The following is a 14,744-nucleotide window of genomic DNA, read 5'->3' as shown; positions in this document are numbered from 1 at the left end:
CCGACCTGCACTCGTTTTCGCCACGGCCGGTCAGCTCGGCGGCAGCGAGCGCGGCCCGCCCGTCCGGCGTCGTGGCACCGGCCGCACAGGACCCTCGGCCTCTCCGCCGACCGCCTGGCGGCCCAGCTCCGGAGCAGCCTTATCGACTGCGACCGGCTCCGCCTGCAGCAGGTCGGCAACGGTGCAGTCCAGCGCCGCGCAGATCATGTCCAAGTCTTCCAGCCGCAGGGTGACCGGTGTTCCTCCCCAAAGAGCCGCGACCTTGCTCAGCGACGGGGTGAACCCGACTGCCCTGAACGCCTCCAGCACCTCGGTCGGCCGCCACAGATCTCGCTGCGCGGCCACCATGCGCAGGTTCCACTTCACCGTAGGTTCCCCTTGTCCATCACCAGACGCTCCGCCGCCCGGGAGCTGGCCGCCACCTCGGCGGACTCCGGGTCGGCCTGCGCACTCGCCAGATATCGCAACGTCGTGGTGGCCCAGTCGTGCCCGAGGACCTTCTGCACCTCCCACAACGTCATCCCACGCTCGTAGTTGTGGGTCGCGCACGCATGCCGCAGCAGGTGCGGATAGAGGTCGGTGACCGGACCGGCCAGGTGGCGGGCCGCTGCCTGGTGCAGCACGCGCCGGAACGTGGCCGGCACGATTGCCGGAGCGATCGGCACATTCAGCGCGGCCACCGCTCGGGTCTTGCGCTCCGACGGCCACAGCGGCGCCCGCGGGTGCCCGGCATCATCGCCGAACTCGCCCCGGACCTCCTCGATGTACCACCACAACAGAGCCCGGCCCTCCTCGAACATGTACGCCTCCCGTGGGCGTGGCCCAGAACCCCGCGCGCCCTTTCCGAGCACGACGAACCGGCCCCACTGGCCGTGCTCCCAGTGCACGTCACCCATGCACACCCCGCACAGCTCCGCCGCCCGAACCCCCGAGAGATACGCGAGCTTCGACATCACGTAGTCGCGGCACGCCACCGCGTACTTCCGGGCACCCGGGAGATGCTCGCGCCAGCACGCGAAGAAGTCCTTCATCGCACGCTGTGACGGCGGCACCCTCAGCCCGAAGTCACCGCGGTGACAAGGCCGGTTGAACGGGTCGATCGGCGAGTCCACTACGGCGCCGAACCGGCGCAGGATCTCACCGGCATACCGCTGCTCAAGGAAGGCGAAGTACGCGTCGATCCTGTTGATCTTCCCCCGCAGCGTGGACTGCGCCCGCTTTCCCGGCCCCGCGAAGTACCGATCGACTTCCCGAGGCGTCAGCCGCCACGGAGCCGACCCGTAGAACTCACAGACTTCGATCACCGGCTTGACCAGACCATCCAGCGTCGACGGCGCAAGCCCCGCCGCATCCCGAGCCCACTGGTACTCCGAGAGCGTGTCCAGGAAGAAGCTCTCCTCATCGACGACCGACACCCTGGCCTGCTGGCGCCGCTGGAGCGTGACGACGTCGGCCAACCCACTCTCGACTGCCACCGCAGCCGGATCCACATCCGAGGGGACCAGCGTCAGCGTGCGACCTTCAAAATCCGACATGAATCCGCAGATTACGGTGATGACTAGCAGAATCTGCGAGTTCCAACAGGAATCTCACACCAACGAGTGAGTGCCCCCTGCGGCCCGCTTACCTGCTGAAATGCGACTCCATGCCCTGAGGAGGCGAGAGGGGAACCCGTTCGTACTCCAATAGGCAGCATCGATCCGGTAAGGATCGGCGAGAGCTACTACCTCGGCGTAGACGGCCAGGTCGCCGCCAAGCCCTACACCCTCCTGCGTAAAGCCTTGGGGCGCTCCGACAAGGTCGCCATCGCGAAATGGGCGTGGCACGGCCGTGAGCGACTTGGGCTCTTGCAGGTGAGGAAGGGTGCGATTGTGCTGCACGCGATGCACTGGCCCGACGAGGTCCGCAGCCCCGAGTCCCTGGCGCCGCGACCGGTGGAGGTGGACGAGTCGGAGATCGAGCAGGCCGTCCAGCTGTCCGAGTCCATGACCACCGACGACATCGCCCAGTTCCGGGACCGTTACCGCGACGCCTTGGAGGAGCTGATCGAGGCGAAGTCCGAGGGGAAGGAGCGGCCCGAGCCGGCCGAGGACGGCGGGGCGGGGGAGTCCGGCAAGGTCATGGACCTGATGGCCGCCCTGAACGCCTCGGTCACCGCGGCGAAGGAGAAGCGGGGCGAGAGCGGCGAAGACGCCACCGTCCACGAGATTCGGCCTGAAAAGAAGAGTCCTGCGAAGAAGCCTGCTGCCAAGAAGGCTGCGACGAAGAAGACCACGGCCTCGAAGCCCGCGAAGAAGCGCTCCGCGTCCTGAACGCCACCGGCTGGCGGCAGAACCGGAGCCCGGGGGCCCTTCCGTCGCCCGTGCAGTGCGGGGTCGGCGGCAGGGCAGCGCTTCTTGCGCTTTTGCCATCTGTTCTCAGGCATGGCAGGCAGGAGACTTCATACAGGACAAGTCCCCTGTGCAGTCGTTGCCTGCGCGCCGGCGTGGGTGGTCAGCTGGCTGGTGCTGTAACCAGGTGGTCCGCGATGCCTGCCTTGTCCGGCCGGTAGTAGTCCTTGATGGCCTCGGTCCAAGCCGGGACCGAGGCCTGCTTCGCGCCGGCTGGTTCCAGGGCGTCGAAGAGGGCGTGAATGTTGTGCGGGGCGAAGCCGATGGCTTTCATGACGGCGACGAAGGTGGGTCGTTCGACCATTCCGTCCCCGTCCGGGTCCGCGACCGCTGTGAGGGCGTCGGCGAATTCGGTGACGGCTTCGGAGAACCGCTCCGGTGTGAGGACGATGTCCTGGAACTCCGCGTAGTCGATGCGGCCGTCACGGTTTGAGTCCAGTTCTTCGGCCAGGGTCTGCCAGTAGGTGCGGAAGGCATTCACCATCGCTTCGTGCCTGCCTGCGTCGGCTTCCGGGACTGCAGCTACCACTCTTTCCGCCATGAGTTCGAAGTCGTCTGCTTCGACGACTCCGTTCCCGTCGGCGTCGAACAACGTGAATACCAGCTGGACCCGTGCGATCGCTTCTTCCCGCATGGACATCTCGCTTCTTCCGGTTCAAATGTTGCACTGCGCACCCTAGAAGGGGGCGCATCCCGACCTCGGCGTAATGCCGGGCGTTCACGCGAAGGAGTGGCCCGCACTAGCTTTTGCGGGCATCCCGCTCCGCAGCCTGACGTGCGGGTTGTCTGTCGAGAGGGCCTCGCCCCCGGCATGGCCGCCTGGCGCTCTTGGATCCCAGCTCCATGCAGACCCCTGGTGAGTAAGCACCTCTGCGCGGCCGCGCGGGGCCACGCAGAGGTGCACCGACCGCCTGTCGCGGCCGGTGACGCTTACGGCGGAGTGGTATCGCCCACCAAGGTCGCGTGTTCGATTTGCGTTCGAGTATTCTGATGGTCCAGGCGGGATTTTTGTGGCCTTTTAGGGGGTTATCGGTCGGAGGGTGTGATGGGTGGCGGAGTGCATCTGCATGTCGCCAGCGGCTACTCGGCCCGCTATGGCGCCTCCCATCCGCATGACCTCGTCGCCCGCGCTGCCGAGAGGGGCATCGGGACACTCGCCCTGACCGACCGGGACACCGTCACCGGCACGGTCCGCTTCGCGAAGGCCGCGGCAACTGCCGGTGTCCAGCCAATCCTCGGTGTCGACGTCGCGGTCACCCCGCACACCCCTGAGCCCGCTACGCGCCGGAGACGAGCCCCGGCCCGCGGGGGAGCGCACGTGCCGCAGGCGCCGCTACGGATCACCTTGCTCGCGCAGGACACGGCGGGCTGGGGACGGCTGTGCCGTCTGGTCTCCGCCGCCCACGCCGACGCCGCACCCGGCGCACCGCCGGTCGTCCCGTGGCCTGTGCTGCACGAGCACGGCGATCAGAGCCTGACCGTGCTGCTCGGACCGGCATCGCAACCGGTGCGAGCTCTGTCGGCCGGCCGCCCGGACATCGCCGAACAGCTCCTGGCACCGTGGCGCGAGACAGCCGGGGAGAATCTACGCCTGGAGATCCTGTGGTGGGGGCTGCCCGGCCTCGGGCCGGGATCGCTCCGGCTGGCAGCTCACACCCTGGGCCTCGCGGACCGCCTCGGCATCCGGGCAGTACTGACCAACGCCGTCCGCTACGCCGACCCCGTCCAGCACCGGATCGCCGACGTCCTGGATTCCGCCCGGCTGCTGCGCCCGATCGACCGGCGCCGTCTGGATTGCGGTGAGCGCTGGCTGAAGGATCCGGAAGCGATGGCGGCGGCCGCCGAGGAGATCTGCCGTGCCACAGGCGCCGGGCAAGGGCGGGCAGCCGCTCTTCTCGCCGAGACGGCCCGGACCGGTGAGCAGTGCGTGATCGATCCGGTCAAGGGCCTCGGTCTGGGGCGCCCGCACTTTCCCGAACCGTCAGTAGTCGGCGCCGCACCAGGGGAGGGCGGGGCGATGCGGCTGCTGAAGCAGCGGTGCGAGGCAGGAATGATCGCTCGCGGCCTGGACCGCGACCCGGAGGCGATGAGGCAGCTCGACTACGAGCTCGGCATCATCGGCCGGCTGCGCTACGAACCCTATTTTCTGGCCGTGGCCCAAGTGGTCGCGGATGTCCGCGACATGGGCATCCGGGTGGCCGCCCGCGGTTCCGGCGCAGGGTCCATGGTCAATCACGCCCTGTTCGTCGCCACAGCCAACCCGCTCGAGCACCGCCTTCTGTTCGAACGCTTCCTCTCCGAGCGGCGCGCTTCACTGCCGGACATCGACATCGACGTCGAATCCGCCCGCAGACTCGAGGTGTACGACCGCATCATCGAACGCTTCGGCACCGACCGGGTCGCGGTCACCGGCATGCCCGAGACCTACCGAGCCCGGCACGCCCTGCGGGATGCCGGCCTCGCTCTGGGCATGGCCCCACCTGTCGTCGACAAGGTCGCCAAGGCGTTTCCGCACATCAGGGCCTGCGATATCCGTGACGCGCTCGGCACGCTGCCCGAACTGCGGCACCTGGCTGCCGACGCCGCCTCCTACGGACCCTTGTGGGAGCTCGCCGAAGGACTCGACAAACTGCCGCGCGGCATCGCCATGCACCCCTGCGGCGTCATCCTGTCAAACAGCACCCTGCTGGAGCGGCTGCCGGTGCAGCCCACCCCGGGCGGCTACCCCATGGTCCAGGCGGACAAGGAGGACGTCGAGGACCTGGGCCTGCTCAAGCTCGACGTCCTGGGAGTGCGGATGCAGTCGGCGATGGCACACGCCGTCTCCGAGATCCGCCGCACCACAGGCCGGCAGATCGACCTCGACAACCCCGACCACGTCCCCCTGGATGACCAGTTCGCCTTCGCCCTCATCCAGGACTCCGACACCGTTGGCATGTTCCAGCTGGAATCACCCGGCCAGCAGGACCTCGTCGGCCGCCTCCAGCCCCGCGACCCGCAGGACGTCATCGCCGACATCAGCCTCTTCCGCCCCGGCCCCGTCCAGGGCGGCATGCCCGCCCTTTACATCGCCGCCCGCCACGGCGCCGCCCCCACCTACCCCCACCCTGACCTCGAACCCGTTCTGAGCGACACCTACGGCGTGACGATCTGGCACGAACAGATCATCGACATCCTCGCCGTGATGACCGGCTGCGACCGCGCCCTGGCCGAAGTCGCCCGCCGCGCCCTCGCCGACGAACAGCGCCTGCCGAAACTCGAGGCATGGTTCCGCCAAGAGGCCGGTGCACGCGGCTACAGCACGAAGGTGCTGGACGAGGTGTGGGAGACCGTGGCGAGCTTCGGGGCGTACGGGTTCTGCCGCGCGCACGCAGTCGCCTTCGCTGTGCCCGCCCTGCAGTCCGCCTGGCTCAAGGCCCACCACCCAGCAGCCCTGTACGCCGGCCTCCTCGAACACGACCCCGGCATGTGGCCGCCCCGCGTGATCGTCGCCGACGCCCGCAGACACCACGTGCCCGTGCTGCCCGTCGACATCAACCTCTCCCGCCCCGCCCACACCGTTGAGGAAACCCCGGCCGGATGGGGAGTGCGGCTGTCGCTGTCCTCGGTGCAAGGCATCAGCGAGGACCAGGTCGCCCGGATCACTGCCGGCCAGCCCTACCACTCCCTTCAGGACTTCTGGCACAGAGCCCGCCCGGCCCTGCCCATCGCCGAACGCCTCATCCAGATAGGCGCCGTGGACCCACTCAAGGAGAACCTGAGCCGCCGCGACCTGCTGCTGCAGGTCGCCGAACTCCACCGCGCAACCCACAGCCGCCCCGGAACCGGGCAGCTCCCACTCGACGACACCCTCCTCACAGCCGGACCATCCGGACTGCGGGAAATGACCAGCCGCGAAATCATGAACGCCGAACTCGGCGTCCTGAAGATCGACGTATCCCAGCACCTGATGACCCACCACCACCGCCTCCTGCGCGAAATCGGCGCCACCGACGCCGCCCACCTCAAGAAGATGCACCCCGGCCAGCGGGTCTTGGTCGCCGGCGTCCGCGCATCCACCCAGACACCCCCCATCCCCTCCGGCAAACGCGTCATCTTCGTCACCCTCGAAGACGGCTACGGCCTCGTCGACATCGCCTTCTTCGAGGACAGCCACAACGACTGCGCCCACACGATCTTCCACAACGGACTGCTCCTGGTCCGCGGGACCATCGAAGCCCGCGGGCCCCGACGGACCGTCGTCGGGAACATGGTCTGGGACCTCGAGGAACTCGCCGACGCCCGCCGCGACCACGGTCTCCAGAAGGTGCTCGACCTTCTCGGCCACACTGCCCCTGCACCCACTCCCGCCCAGGCCGCCCCCTCCGAGGTCCAACCTGCGGCCCGGACACTGCCCAATGGCACCGCCGGCGCGAAACTGCACCCCTACGCCGACCTCCAGCCCGCCGGTACCCGCTCCGCCGACCTCACCCGCCTCGGTCACACCAGCCCCGGTTCGCCAGGCTGACACCGCTATCAGGCCACGCCACGTCTCCGTCCCACCACCATGTATTCGGCGGCCCGACCGCTGCCAACAGGCCTATCTTTTCCCGGCAACGTCATGGTGCGCGGCAGACGCAGTGAGTGACTCCTGCACGAGTACGGTGCAGCGATCTTCGCGGGGACAAGGGACGCCCAGCGGCCCCGGTATGCGGGTTCGGCCGGGGATTCGGCCCCCTTGGTTCAGGCGAATCCTCAGCTCAAAGCCGACAGTCGAAAGGCCACCCGCCCGGCTCGAATCCCTCGTCGCGTGCAGATTCGCCACGTTCCGGCCCCCGGTCCCCGCGGCGGAGGCGGGATGACTTCCCAAGTCTTCGCTCTCACGTTCGCCACATGCGTGCGAGATGGAGTCATATATGCGAGAAAACGCGTAGATCAGCCGTTACCAAATACGCGCCGACCGTTCGGGTGGTGCGCCGGTTGGCGCCTCGGAGTGCGCGCCGGAGCAAGGAAGGGCTTTCTGTTGAGGGTTGAACGGATGGATGCAGCAGTCAGTGAATGTCAGGGCCACGCTCATTCCATATGCATGCCGGATGCAGCCGACAGTTACGGAAATGTCCCTGATGAGTAACCAGGTGCAAAAGCTCTTCGCTGGCCGGCCCAATGGCCGCATTGTTCTGGCTCTCGGCCCATGACGGGCCGGGAACCATCGCTCCGACCAGCACGAATGAGCTGGTCGGCGGACTGCTCTGAGGGGACATCACCTTGTCTGCTTCTTCGGCTTCCCACCGCATCGCCGCGACCGTCCTCACGGCCGGTGCACTCGTCTCGGCTGTCGCCCTGCCGGCCACCGCCCAGGACCACGACCATGACCGCAACCGCCACCAGGCCCGCGTGGTCATCAGCGACATCCAGGCAGACAGCCCCGGCCGCGACAACGGCTCCAACCGGTCGCTGAACCGGGAATGGGTCGAGATCACGAACCAGAGCCGCCGCGCGGTGAACCTCGACGGCTGGACCCTGCGCGACAGCGACGGCCACCGCTACCGCTTCGACGACGTCCGTCTCTCCGGCCGAGCGACCGTCCGCATCCACACCGGCGTCGGCCGCGACACCCGCACCGACCTGTACCAGGACCGCCACCACTACATGTGGAACAACTACGCCGACACCGCTACCCTCCGTGACAACCGGGGCCGCACGGTCGACTCCGAGTCCTGGGGCCGCGGACACCGCCGCTGATCCCAGGCCCACAACTCCCGGAGGGGTGGCTGCTGCGCGGGTGCCGCACACCCCTCCACTGAGCCTGCTGTGTATGGCGCCCCTAAGTGCCATACACAGCAGGTCTTCGAGCCCAGAGCAGCTGGTTCAGTTCACGTCGACGTAGTCGACGCTAGAAATGGCGGTGCCGGTGGTGTGCCAGCCGCCAAAGTTCCACCGCCAGTAACCATCGGCCGACGCTGTCACCGTCGTCTTCAGCGATCCCGTCGAGCTAGACTTCACCGTCTTCACGGTGGAGTAGGACGCGGCACCCTTCTTCTGGAACTGGAGCTGGACGGAAGCCTCGGCGACCCGCACCGCCGCGATCCTTCCCAGCCGAAACGAACCCTCGACGATCTCCACCGTCACCACCGCCATCGACCACGCCCTTGGCGACGACCACGCCGTGATCATTCACGCCGACTCCTCCGACACCCCGGACACAGCAACGCAGTTCGCAGCCACGCCCACCCGGGCGGACACATCCGGGCTGGCCGGACTGCCACGAGGTAAGGGCGCGCAGATCCTGGCCGCCCTCCGACGGCCGGAGCTCGTCGACGCCGAGGTGGTACTGATCGCGGACACCGACACCCGCAACCCGGACCCGGCCGTCTACCGCGCGCTCCTGGACCAGGTCCGCGCCGGCGCGGCCCTCGCCATCGCTGACTACCCCCGGCACTGGGACGAGGCCAATCTGACCAACCACGTGGCCCGGCCCCTGATCGCCGCCACGACCGGGCTAGGGGCTGTTGCGAAAGTGCCAGTCTCAGCCACTCGTTGCGCCGCGGGAGGTCACCGGGCGGACCGGCCCTAATCACGACGGACAGCGGCTTGCCCCCACGGGGTAAGGTCCCGCAAGTGGAGATCATGGACTTGACCGCACTGGAACGTCGCCTCTGCCAGGCCTTCCCCCGCGGGGAACCGATCGACCTCCGCCAAGCCCAGGACGAGGACCCGGAGGATCCCCGCGCATGGGGTCCCGAGCGAACGGTCCGCGCCGAGGTCATCCACACCCTTCTCCTCAGCGATCCGTCCGAACCCGGCGAAGTGCCCGCACTCCACCTCACCGGCGCCCGAATCGTCGGCGTCCTGAACCTCCAGTATGCGGAGATACCCCACCCCGTCCGCCTCACCACCTGTCACTTCGAGCAGACGCCGGAGTTCCACGGAACACAGACCAGCCTGCTCGACCTCAGCTCGTCACGCCTCCCCGCCCTCAGGGCCACCGCCATACGCGTCAATGACGTCCTGCGGCTCACCGACTGCCGCATCCCCGGGACCGTGCAGTTGGGCAGCGCTCAGGTCACGGGCGGAATCTTCCTCGACCGCGCCCGCCTCGGTGTCGATGGCGAGCCCGCACTCGAGCTCAGCCAGGCTTCCGTCGGCAACGACATCTGGGCGCCCGGGCTCGTGGCACTGGGCGAGATACGCCTGGTATCTGCCCGTATCGAGGGCACTCTCGATCTTGAGGACGCCCACATCAAGAACCCAGCGGGCGATGCCCTCAACGCCGCTCACCTCACGGTCGGAGCAAGACTCAACGCGGGCGGCCTCCACGCCGAAGGCCGGGTCAGGCTCACCGCGGCCAAAGTCACCGGCTGGCTCACGTTCATCGAGGCCCGGCTCCGCAACCCGGGAGGTGTCGCACTGGGAGTCAGCAGCTGTGAGGCAGCCGGGTTCTCGCTCTGGGACGCGGCCCCGGTCTCCGGCGGCGTCAAGATGCACTACTCCAACTTCAAGGTCATCCACGCCAAGCCCGAGGTCTGGCCCGCCACCGTGCGGCTGGAGGGTCTCACGTACGAGACCCTCGCTCCGCGCCTGCCCGCCGCACAACGACTTGCCCTGCTTGAGCGGGACGAAGACGGCTTCGTTCCTCACGCCTACGAGCAGCTCGCGGCCGTGTACCGCCGCGTCGGTGACGACGCCGAAGCCCGTGCCGTCCAGCTTGCCAAGCAACGCCGGCACCGCACCACGCTGCCCTGGTACGGAAAGCTCTGGGGCCACCTCCAGGATGCGACCGTCGGCTACGGTTTCCGCCCCACCCGTGCCATGGCCTGGCTCTTGGCCCTGCTGCTCCTCGGCTCCGTCGCCTTCGCTCTCCACCACCCGCTCCCGGCCGAGCGCGGCAAAGGTCCGGAGTTCAATCCCGTCGTCTACGCCCTCGACCTGCTCCTGCCCATCGTCGACTTCGGCCAGGAGAAGGCATTCACTCCCACCGGCCTCTACCAATGGCTGTCCTATCTCCTGATCGCAGCAGGCTGGATCCTCGCCACGACCGTCGCCGCCGGGGTGACCCGCAATCTCAACCGCCCATGACCCGCCCTGCTTGGGAACCGCGATTTCGTGGTGCCCAAGCAGGGCGGCCCGGTGTCGTTTCCGCATCTCGCGACAGGCCCTAGAGGGGGGCGCGAAAGTGCTGGTCACAGCCATTCGTTGATGGCTGCGATCAGCACGGTCGCTTCGTAGCGGACGGCAAGTTTGTCGTATCTGGTGGCAACGGCCCGGTGCCGCTTGAGCCGGTTGATTCCGCACTCGACGGCGTGCCGCTGCTTGTAGTCATCCTTATCGAACACCGGCGGCCGCCCGCCACGCGATCCGCGCTTCAGCCGGTTGCGGACCCGGTCCGCCGGCACCGGAATCGTGGCCTTGATCCCGCGTCTGCGCAGGTAGGAACGGTTGCCGCGGGAGTCGTATGCCTTGTCGGCCCGGACCCGGTCCGGACGCTTGCGCGGCCGGCCGAGTCCCAGCCGGGGGACCCGGATCGCTTCCAGGACCGGCTCGAACTGAGGTGAGTCGCCGCGCTGCCCAGCTGTGATCACCACGGACAGGGGCTTCTGTCCCTGCTCGACCGCAAGGTGGATCTTGCTGGTCAGCCCGCCCCGGGACCGCCCGAGGCCGTGGTCGGCCGGCTCGACGAAGACACCGCCGGGCGGTTCCTTCTGGAGGTCCCCTTTTTCGCCGCCCCTGCGGCGTGCTGGTGGGCCCGGCAGACGGTGGAGTCGACGTTGACCTCCCAGGTGATCAGGCCCTTCGCGTCCGCCTCGGCCTGGAGCTGCGTGAGGATCCCGGCCCAGGTCCCGTCCCGTTGCCAGCGGCGGAACAGGTCATAGACCCGGTCCCACGGGCCATACCTTTCGGGCACGTCCCGCCACGGGGCACCGGTCCGGGTCCGCCACCGTATGCCGTCTATCAGCTGCCGCCGCGTCCACACCTGCGGACGTCCCGGCTTGATGCCTCGCGGCAGCAACGGCTCCATCCGGGCCCACTGGCCATTCGTCAGATCCCCACGTCCCACGAAGCACGATCATCAACGAGCAAGATCCACTTTCGCAACAGGCCCTAGACGTCCCGCAGCCGCTCGCCGGAGACCTCGCCGTCTCCCGCCGGGCCCTCGCCGCCGCCCAGAAGGCCGCAGCAGAACTGCCGGACGATCTCGCGCAGTGCGTTCACGGGTACGGCATCGACGCGTTCCTGCTGCTGACCGCCGCCACGACCGGGCCGGTCAGCTCCGTGCGGCTCAAGGAGCCCAAGGCTCACGCCGGGTCTTTCGATCACCTACCGGCGATCTTCCATCAGGCCGTGCCGGTCCTGCTGCACCTGACCGCGACATAACCGCTCCCGCCCGCCCGGTCCCGCACAGGCGCGACCGTCTACCGGGCGACCGACCGCACCCTGCCGCCCGGCCGTGTCCGGTCCATGGTCACCGCGCTCACCGACCTCGGCACGGGGCCCGCCGGATACGATGGTGGACCCTGGCCTGCGCACCTTGCCGGTGCCTGGCGGGCCGTCACCTCCGGTACGCCACCGATCGAAGCAGCCGACCGACTGTGGCCGTCCTACCTGCACCGCGTCTGCGACTGGCTCACCACCGCGCAGCACGCCTCCCCCCAGCACCGGACCCAGATCCTCACCACCGTCCACGACCGCCTTCGTACCGACCTTGCGACAGGAGCACCATGACCACCGCACCGCCCCCCACCTCCGCGTTCTCATCGTTCTCCCTGGAACCCTTTCCCGAACTCCAGCCCGGCGACGACCTCGCTGGCGCGATCTCCGAGGTCCTTGCCAGTACCGGCACCGAACTGCTGGACGGAGACGTCGTAGTGGTCGCCAGCAAGGTCGTTTCGATCGCCGAGAAGCGCTACGTCAACCTGTCCGACGTGACGCCCTCCGCCGAAGCCGTCGATCTGTCAGCGCGTACGGGCAAGCCGGCTGCTGTGGTCCAGCTCATCCTGGACCACTCCACCGAGCACTTTCTCGCCACCGAACGCGGCCCGATCATCGCCCGCCACACCCTCGGCCACCAGCTCACCTCCGCCGGAATCGATCGCGCCGGCACTGATGGCGCCTGGCTGCTTCCCGAGGAGCCCGACGCTTCCGCCCGTGCCCTGCGCGACGCTCTGGTCGCGGAGAACGGGGCGGAGATCGCGGTGGTCATCGCCGACTCCGACGGCCGCGCCGACCGCCGGGGCACCACGTGTATCTCCATCGGCGCTGCCGGAACAGCCCCCCTGCGGGTTACCGAGCATGGCGGGAAGCGGCAGGAGGAGACGTTCACCGACATGCTCGCCGCCGCAGCCGGAATCATCCTCGGTCAGCGGGGCCGCGGAGCCCCCGTCGTCGTCCTGCGGGGCATCGGCTACACCCCGTCGGACGAAGGGGTGACGACAATGCTCCACCACAGCCCTGCTGGGTAGCGCTATGAACGGACTGTTGTCCAGACGGTCGCAGTCACGCGTCGAGAGCCCCGTGACCAGACGACCGTGTGCCTGCCCGGAGCCAGCGAATGATGGGCTGGAGAAACGGCGCGCCTCCGACGTCATCACACGGGACCCCACCCTCATCCGCCCCGGTCGGACGAGGACGGGGTCATCTGCCATGTGGAGTCCGGACGGAAGCGGACGGCATCTTGGTCGCGCGGTTGAGGCAGCTCGTCGCGTCAGCGGGCCAGGCACGGTCGGTACAGCCAGCGGGCTTCGCTTACCTCGATCCGTTCGCAGTACGCGATGAAGACGATCCAGCACTACAGCCCGACACCTCCCCACCATTCAGGGTCGGCCACCAGCCGGGGCGCCCCGTGACCTCGTAAACAGATTCTTGCGAACTACCCGGCCGAGAAATGGCCGCGCTGCTGAGTGCCCGAGACGGCCGCGCCCGCCCGGTCGAGTGCTGCCGTAGCCAGCCGCACGCTACGCAGGGTCCACGGAGGACACGCCGGATCCGTTTCCAGAGCGCCCACCCGCTCCCACCGGATGTCCGCGACTTCCTGGGGCGACGCGATCACCGGTTCAGCGCCTTCGGGGAGCTCCCCGGCGAGAACCACGTTGATGACCGGGCTGCCGGTGTCCGAGACGAAGAACGTACTGTCCGCGTAGGCCAGTTCCACTCCATCCAGGTCTACACCGATCTCCTCCAGGACCTCCCGGCGGCCGGTGTCGGTGATCACGTCCCCGCCGCGCGAGTCCGCATCGACGGTCCCCCCAACCAGGGACAAGGTTCCCGCCGCATGTTCCTCGCCCAGCCCGCGCACGATCAGCAGCCACGTCTCATCCCGACGCAGCGCCACGTCCACGTTGACCAAATACCTCACGGCTCCTCCTCCGACCAGCCAGTTTCCGACCGCGACGACCGCGTCACCGCAGTGCGCGAGGCCCAGCGCATCGTAGGGCCGGGCAGACTGATCGCCGCTGCCGTCATCCAGGACCAGGGCACCGTGACCAGCCTGACCGACAAGGACGTCAGCCAGCGCCTCGGAACACGCCTGGCCAGCGGATTCCCAGGCCCGACGCCGACCCCACCAGGCTCTTCACCGCAGCCCACGTCCACACCAGCGACGAACCGCAGGCAGAAGCCACCGCCGCAGGAATGACCGAGACAACGCTGTACGGCGTCGAAGGCCCGGCCTGGCCCATCCTCAAAGGCATCGAACGGCACACCGGCACTCCCCTCACCGACTTCAGCGCTGCACTCGAAGCCGCCCACCTCGCCTACCCGCACCCCGGCACCATCGACATGTCCGCGCACATGCTCCTCGTTACCACAGCCGCCTGATGCACCCGCCCGGCCTCTGACCCTCCACCGCCGGAACCGGTTCAGCTGAGCCAGCAGACGTCGCGTACCTCAACCCCGTTGAGGTACGCGACGCAAGGAATGAAATAACGGAGCGTCGATCGGCCGGCGCGGAATCGTGACCATCCCCCAGTACTGACTGCCCTGCGACAGCGGCATTCTCAAGCTGGTCCCGTAAGATTTCTGTATGGCTCGGGGAGTGAAGACGAGCCATGGGGGCACAAAGTGTCTCGGAGGTTGATAATCATGGTTCCCATTCTTCTCGTTCTTCTGCTCGCTCTGATTCTTTTCGGTGCGGGTTTCGCACTGAAGGCACTGTGGTGGATCGCCATCATCGTGCTGGTGGTCTGGCTGCTTGGGTTCGTGATCCGGCCGACAGCAAACGGCAAGCGGGGCCGCTGGTACCGATGGTGACAACCGCCGGTTGAACAGATCCCTTATGACGTGCGGGTGGGCCGATCGGGCCCGTCCGGTAGAGGGCCGAGACGGCGGAGATGTCCTCGAAGTTGTCGGGCTGCATCTGGCACAGCAGCGAGCGCATCGGTC

At 68.1% G+C, this 14,744-nt stretch carries 11 protein-coding genes and 4 pseudogenes; 8 read left to right on the top strand and 7 right to left on the bottom strand.

The genetic code is table 11. From position 1 onward, the window contains the following. Positions 1-30: 30 nt before the first annotated feature. Both ABZ565_RS33350 and ABZ565_RS33345 read right to left on the bottom strand, forming a co-directional pair. Complete coding sequence (locus ABZ565_RS33350; RefSeq protein ID WP_361035453.1) at positions 31-366, bottom strand: helix-turn-helix transcriptional regulator; 336 nt, start codon at positions 364-366, stop codon at positions 31-33. Next, a complete protein-coding gene (locus ABZ565_RS33345) occupies positions 363-1,535 on the bottom strand; it encodes a site-specific integrase (protein ID WP_361035450.1) in 1,173 nt (390 codons plus the stop codon). Before ABZ565_RS33345 ends, ABZ565_RS33350 begins: the two co-directional genes overlap by 4 nt. A 153-nt stretch (positions 1,536-1,688) precedes the next feature. On the opposite strand from ABZ565_RS33345, the pseudogene ABZ565_RS33340 reads away from it, so the two are divergent. After that, positions 1,689-2,312 (top strand): annotated as a pseudogene (locus ABZ565_RS33340) (Ku protein); the annotation flags it as partial. A 181-nt stretch (positions 2,313-2,493) separates the two neighbouring features. Here the strand turns inward: ABZ565_RS33340 and ABZ565_RS33335 are convergent. Further along, positions 2,494-3,024, bottom strand: a complete 531-nt coding sequence (locus ABZ565_RS33335; RefSeq protein ID WP_361035447.1) for an EF-hand domain-containing protein — start codon at positions 3,022-3,024, stop codon at positions 2,494-2,496. A gap of 411 nt (positions 3,025-3,435) precedes the next feature. Between ABZ565_RS33335 and dnaE the strand changes: the two genes are divergently transcribed. Both dnaE and ABZ565_RS33325 read left to right on the top strand, forming a co-directional pair. Continuing rightward, positions 3,436-6,897 (top strand): DNA polymerase III subunit alpha, encoded by a 3,462-nt coding sequence (gene dnaE, locus ABZ565_RS33330; protein ID WP_361035444.1) that lies wholly within the window; start codon positions 3,436-3,438, stop codon positions 6,895-6,897. A 737-nt stretch (positions 6,898-7,634) separates the two neighbouring features. Beyond that, the gene (locus ABZ565_RS33325) at positions 7,635-8,111 is read left to right on the top strand and encodes a lamin tail domain-containing protein (protein WP_361035441.1); all 477 of its coding nucleotides are present in this window, start codon (positions 7,635-7,637) and stop codon (positions 8,109-8,111) included. Between the two features lie 126 nt (positions 8,112-8,237). Here the strand turns inward: ABZ565_RS33325 and ABZ565_RS33320 are convergent. Continuing rightward, a pseudogene (locus tag ABZ565_RS33320) lies at positions 8,238-8,435 on the bottom strand (hypothetical protein); the annotation flags it as partial. Positions 8,436-8,535: 100 nt separating this feature from the next. Here ABZ565_RS33320 and ABZ565_RS33315 point away from each other — a divergent pair. Both ABZ565_RS33315 and ABZ565_RS33310 read left to right on the top strand, forming a co-directional pair. Continuing rightward, positions 8,536-8,943, top strand: a complete 408-nt coding sequence (locus ABZ565_RS33315; protein WP_361035438.1) for a hypothetical protein — start codon at positions 8,536-8,538, stop codon at positions 8,941-8,943. Between the two features lie 53 nt (positions 8,944-8,996). Continuing rightward, on the top strand, positions 8,997-10,445 hold the full coding sequence (locus ABZ565_RS33310) for a membrane-associated oxidoreductase (RefSeq protein WP_361035435.1): 1,449 nt from the start codon (positions 8,997-8,999) through the stop codon (positions 10,443-10,445). A gap of 104 nt (positions 10,446-10,549) precedes the next feature. On the opposite strand, the pseudogene ABZ565_RS33305 reads toward ABZ565_RS33310, so the two are convergent. After that, positions 10,550-11,424: pseudogene (locus ABZ565_RS33305) on the bottom strand (IS5 family transposase). A gap of 661 nt (positions 11,425-12,085) precedes the next feature. Between ABZ565_RS33305 and ABZ565_RS33300 the strand changes: the two are divergent. Beyond that, entirely contained in the window at positions 12,086-12,826 is a 741-nt protein-coding gene (locus ABZ565_RS33300) for a coenzyme F420-0:L-glutamate ligase (RefSeq protein ID WP_361035432.1), read from the top strand. A gap of 407 nt (positions 12,827-13,233) precedes the next feature. On the opposite strand, the gene ABZ565_RS33295 is transcribed toward ABZ565_RS33300, so the two are convergent. Continuing rightward, the gene (locus ABZ565_RS33295) at positions 13,234-13,701 is read right to left on the bottom strand and encodes an NUDIX domain-containing protein (RefSeq protein WP_361035510.1); all 468 of its coding nucleotides are present in this window, start codon (positions 13,699-13,701) and stop codon (positions 13,234-13,236) included. A 293-nt stretch (positions 13,702-13,994) separates the two neighbouring features. Between ABZ565_RS33295 and ABZ565_RS33290 the strand changes: the two genes are divergently transcribed. Both ABZ565_RS33290 and ABZ565_RS33285 read left to right on the top strand, forming a co-directional pair. Next, positions 13,995-14,180 (top strand): hypothetical protein, encoded by a 186-nt coding sequence (locus tag ABZ565_RS33290; RefSeq protein WP_361035429.1) that lies wholly within the window; start codon positions 13,995-13,997, stop codon positions 14,178-14,180. A 264-nt stretch (positions 14,181-14,444) separates the two neighbouring features. Beyond that, positions 14,445-14,612 carry a hydrophobic protein gene (locus ABZ565_RS33285; RefSeq protein ID WP_073969395.1) on the top strand — a complete coding sequence of 56 codons (168 nt, stop codon included), beginning with the start codon at positions 14,445-14,447 and terminating at the stop codon, positions 14,610-14,612. Between the two features lie 52 nt (positions 14,613-14,664). On the opposite strand, the pseudogene ABZ565_RS33280 reads toward ABZ565_RS33285, so the two are convergent. Further along, positions 14,665-14,739 (bottom strand): annotated as a pseudogene (locus ABZ565_RS33280) (hypothetical protein); the annotation flags it as partial. Positions 14,740-14,744 lie beyond the last annotated feature (5 nt).

Origin of the sequence: Streptomyces sp. NPDC016469, assembly GCF_040632905.1 — a bacterium.
Classification (GTDB): Bacteria; Actinomycetota; Actinomycetes; order Streptomycetales; family Streptomycetaceae; genus Streptomyces.
This window is presented reverse-complemented; position numbering and strand designations above follow the sequence as displayed.

Coding starts and splice junctions, on each gene's coding strand:
- ABZ565_RS33345 (WP_361035450.1), bottom strand. CDS start 1,535: ATGTCGGATTTTGAAGGTCGCACGCTGACGCTGGTCCCCTCGGATGTG.
- ABZ565_RS33335 (WP_361035447.1), bottom strand. CDS start 3,024: ATGCGGGAAGAAGCGATCGCACGGGTCCAGCTGGTATTCACGTTGTTC.
- dnaE (WP_361035444.1), top strand. CDS start 3,436: ATGGGTGGCGGAGTGCATCTGCATGTCGCCAGCGGCTACTCGGCCCGC.
- ABZ565_RS33310 (WP_361035435.1), top strand. CDS start 8,997: ATGGACTTGACCGCACTGGAACGTCGCCTCTGCCAGGCCTTCCCCCGC.
- ABZ565_RS33300 (WP_361035432.1), top strand. CDS start 12,086: ATGACCACCGCACCGCCCCCCACCTCCGCGTTCTCATCGTTCTCCCTG.
- ABZ565_RS33290 (WP_361035429.1), top strand. CDS start 13,995: ATGACCGAGACAACGCTGTACGGCGTCGAAGGCCCGGCCTGGCCCATC.
- ABZ565_RS33285 (WP_073969395.1), top strand. CDS start 14,445: ATGGTTCCCATTCTTCTCGTTCTTCTGCTCGCTCTGATTCTTTTCGGT.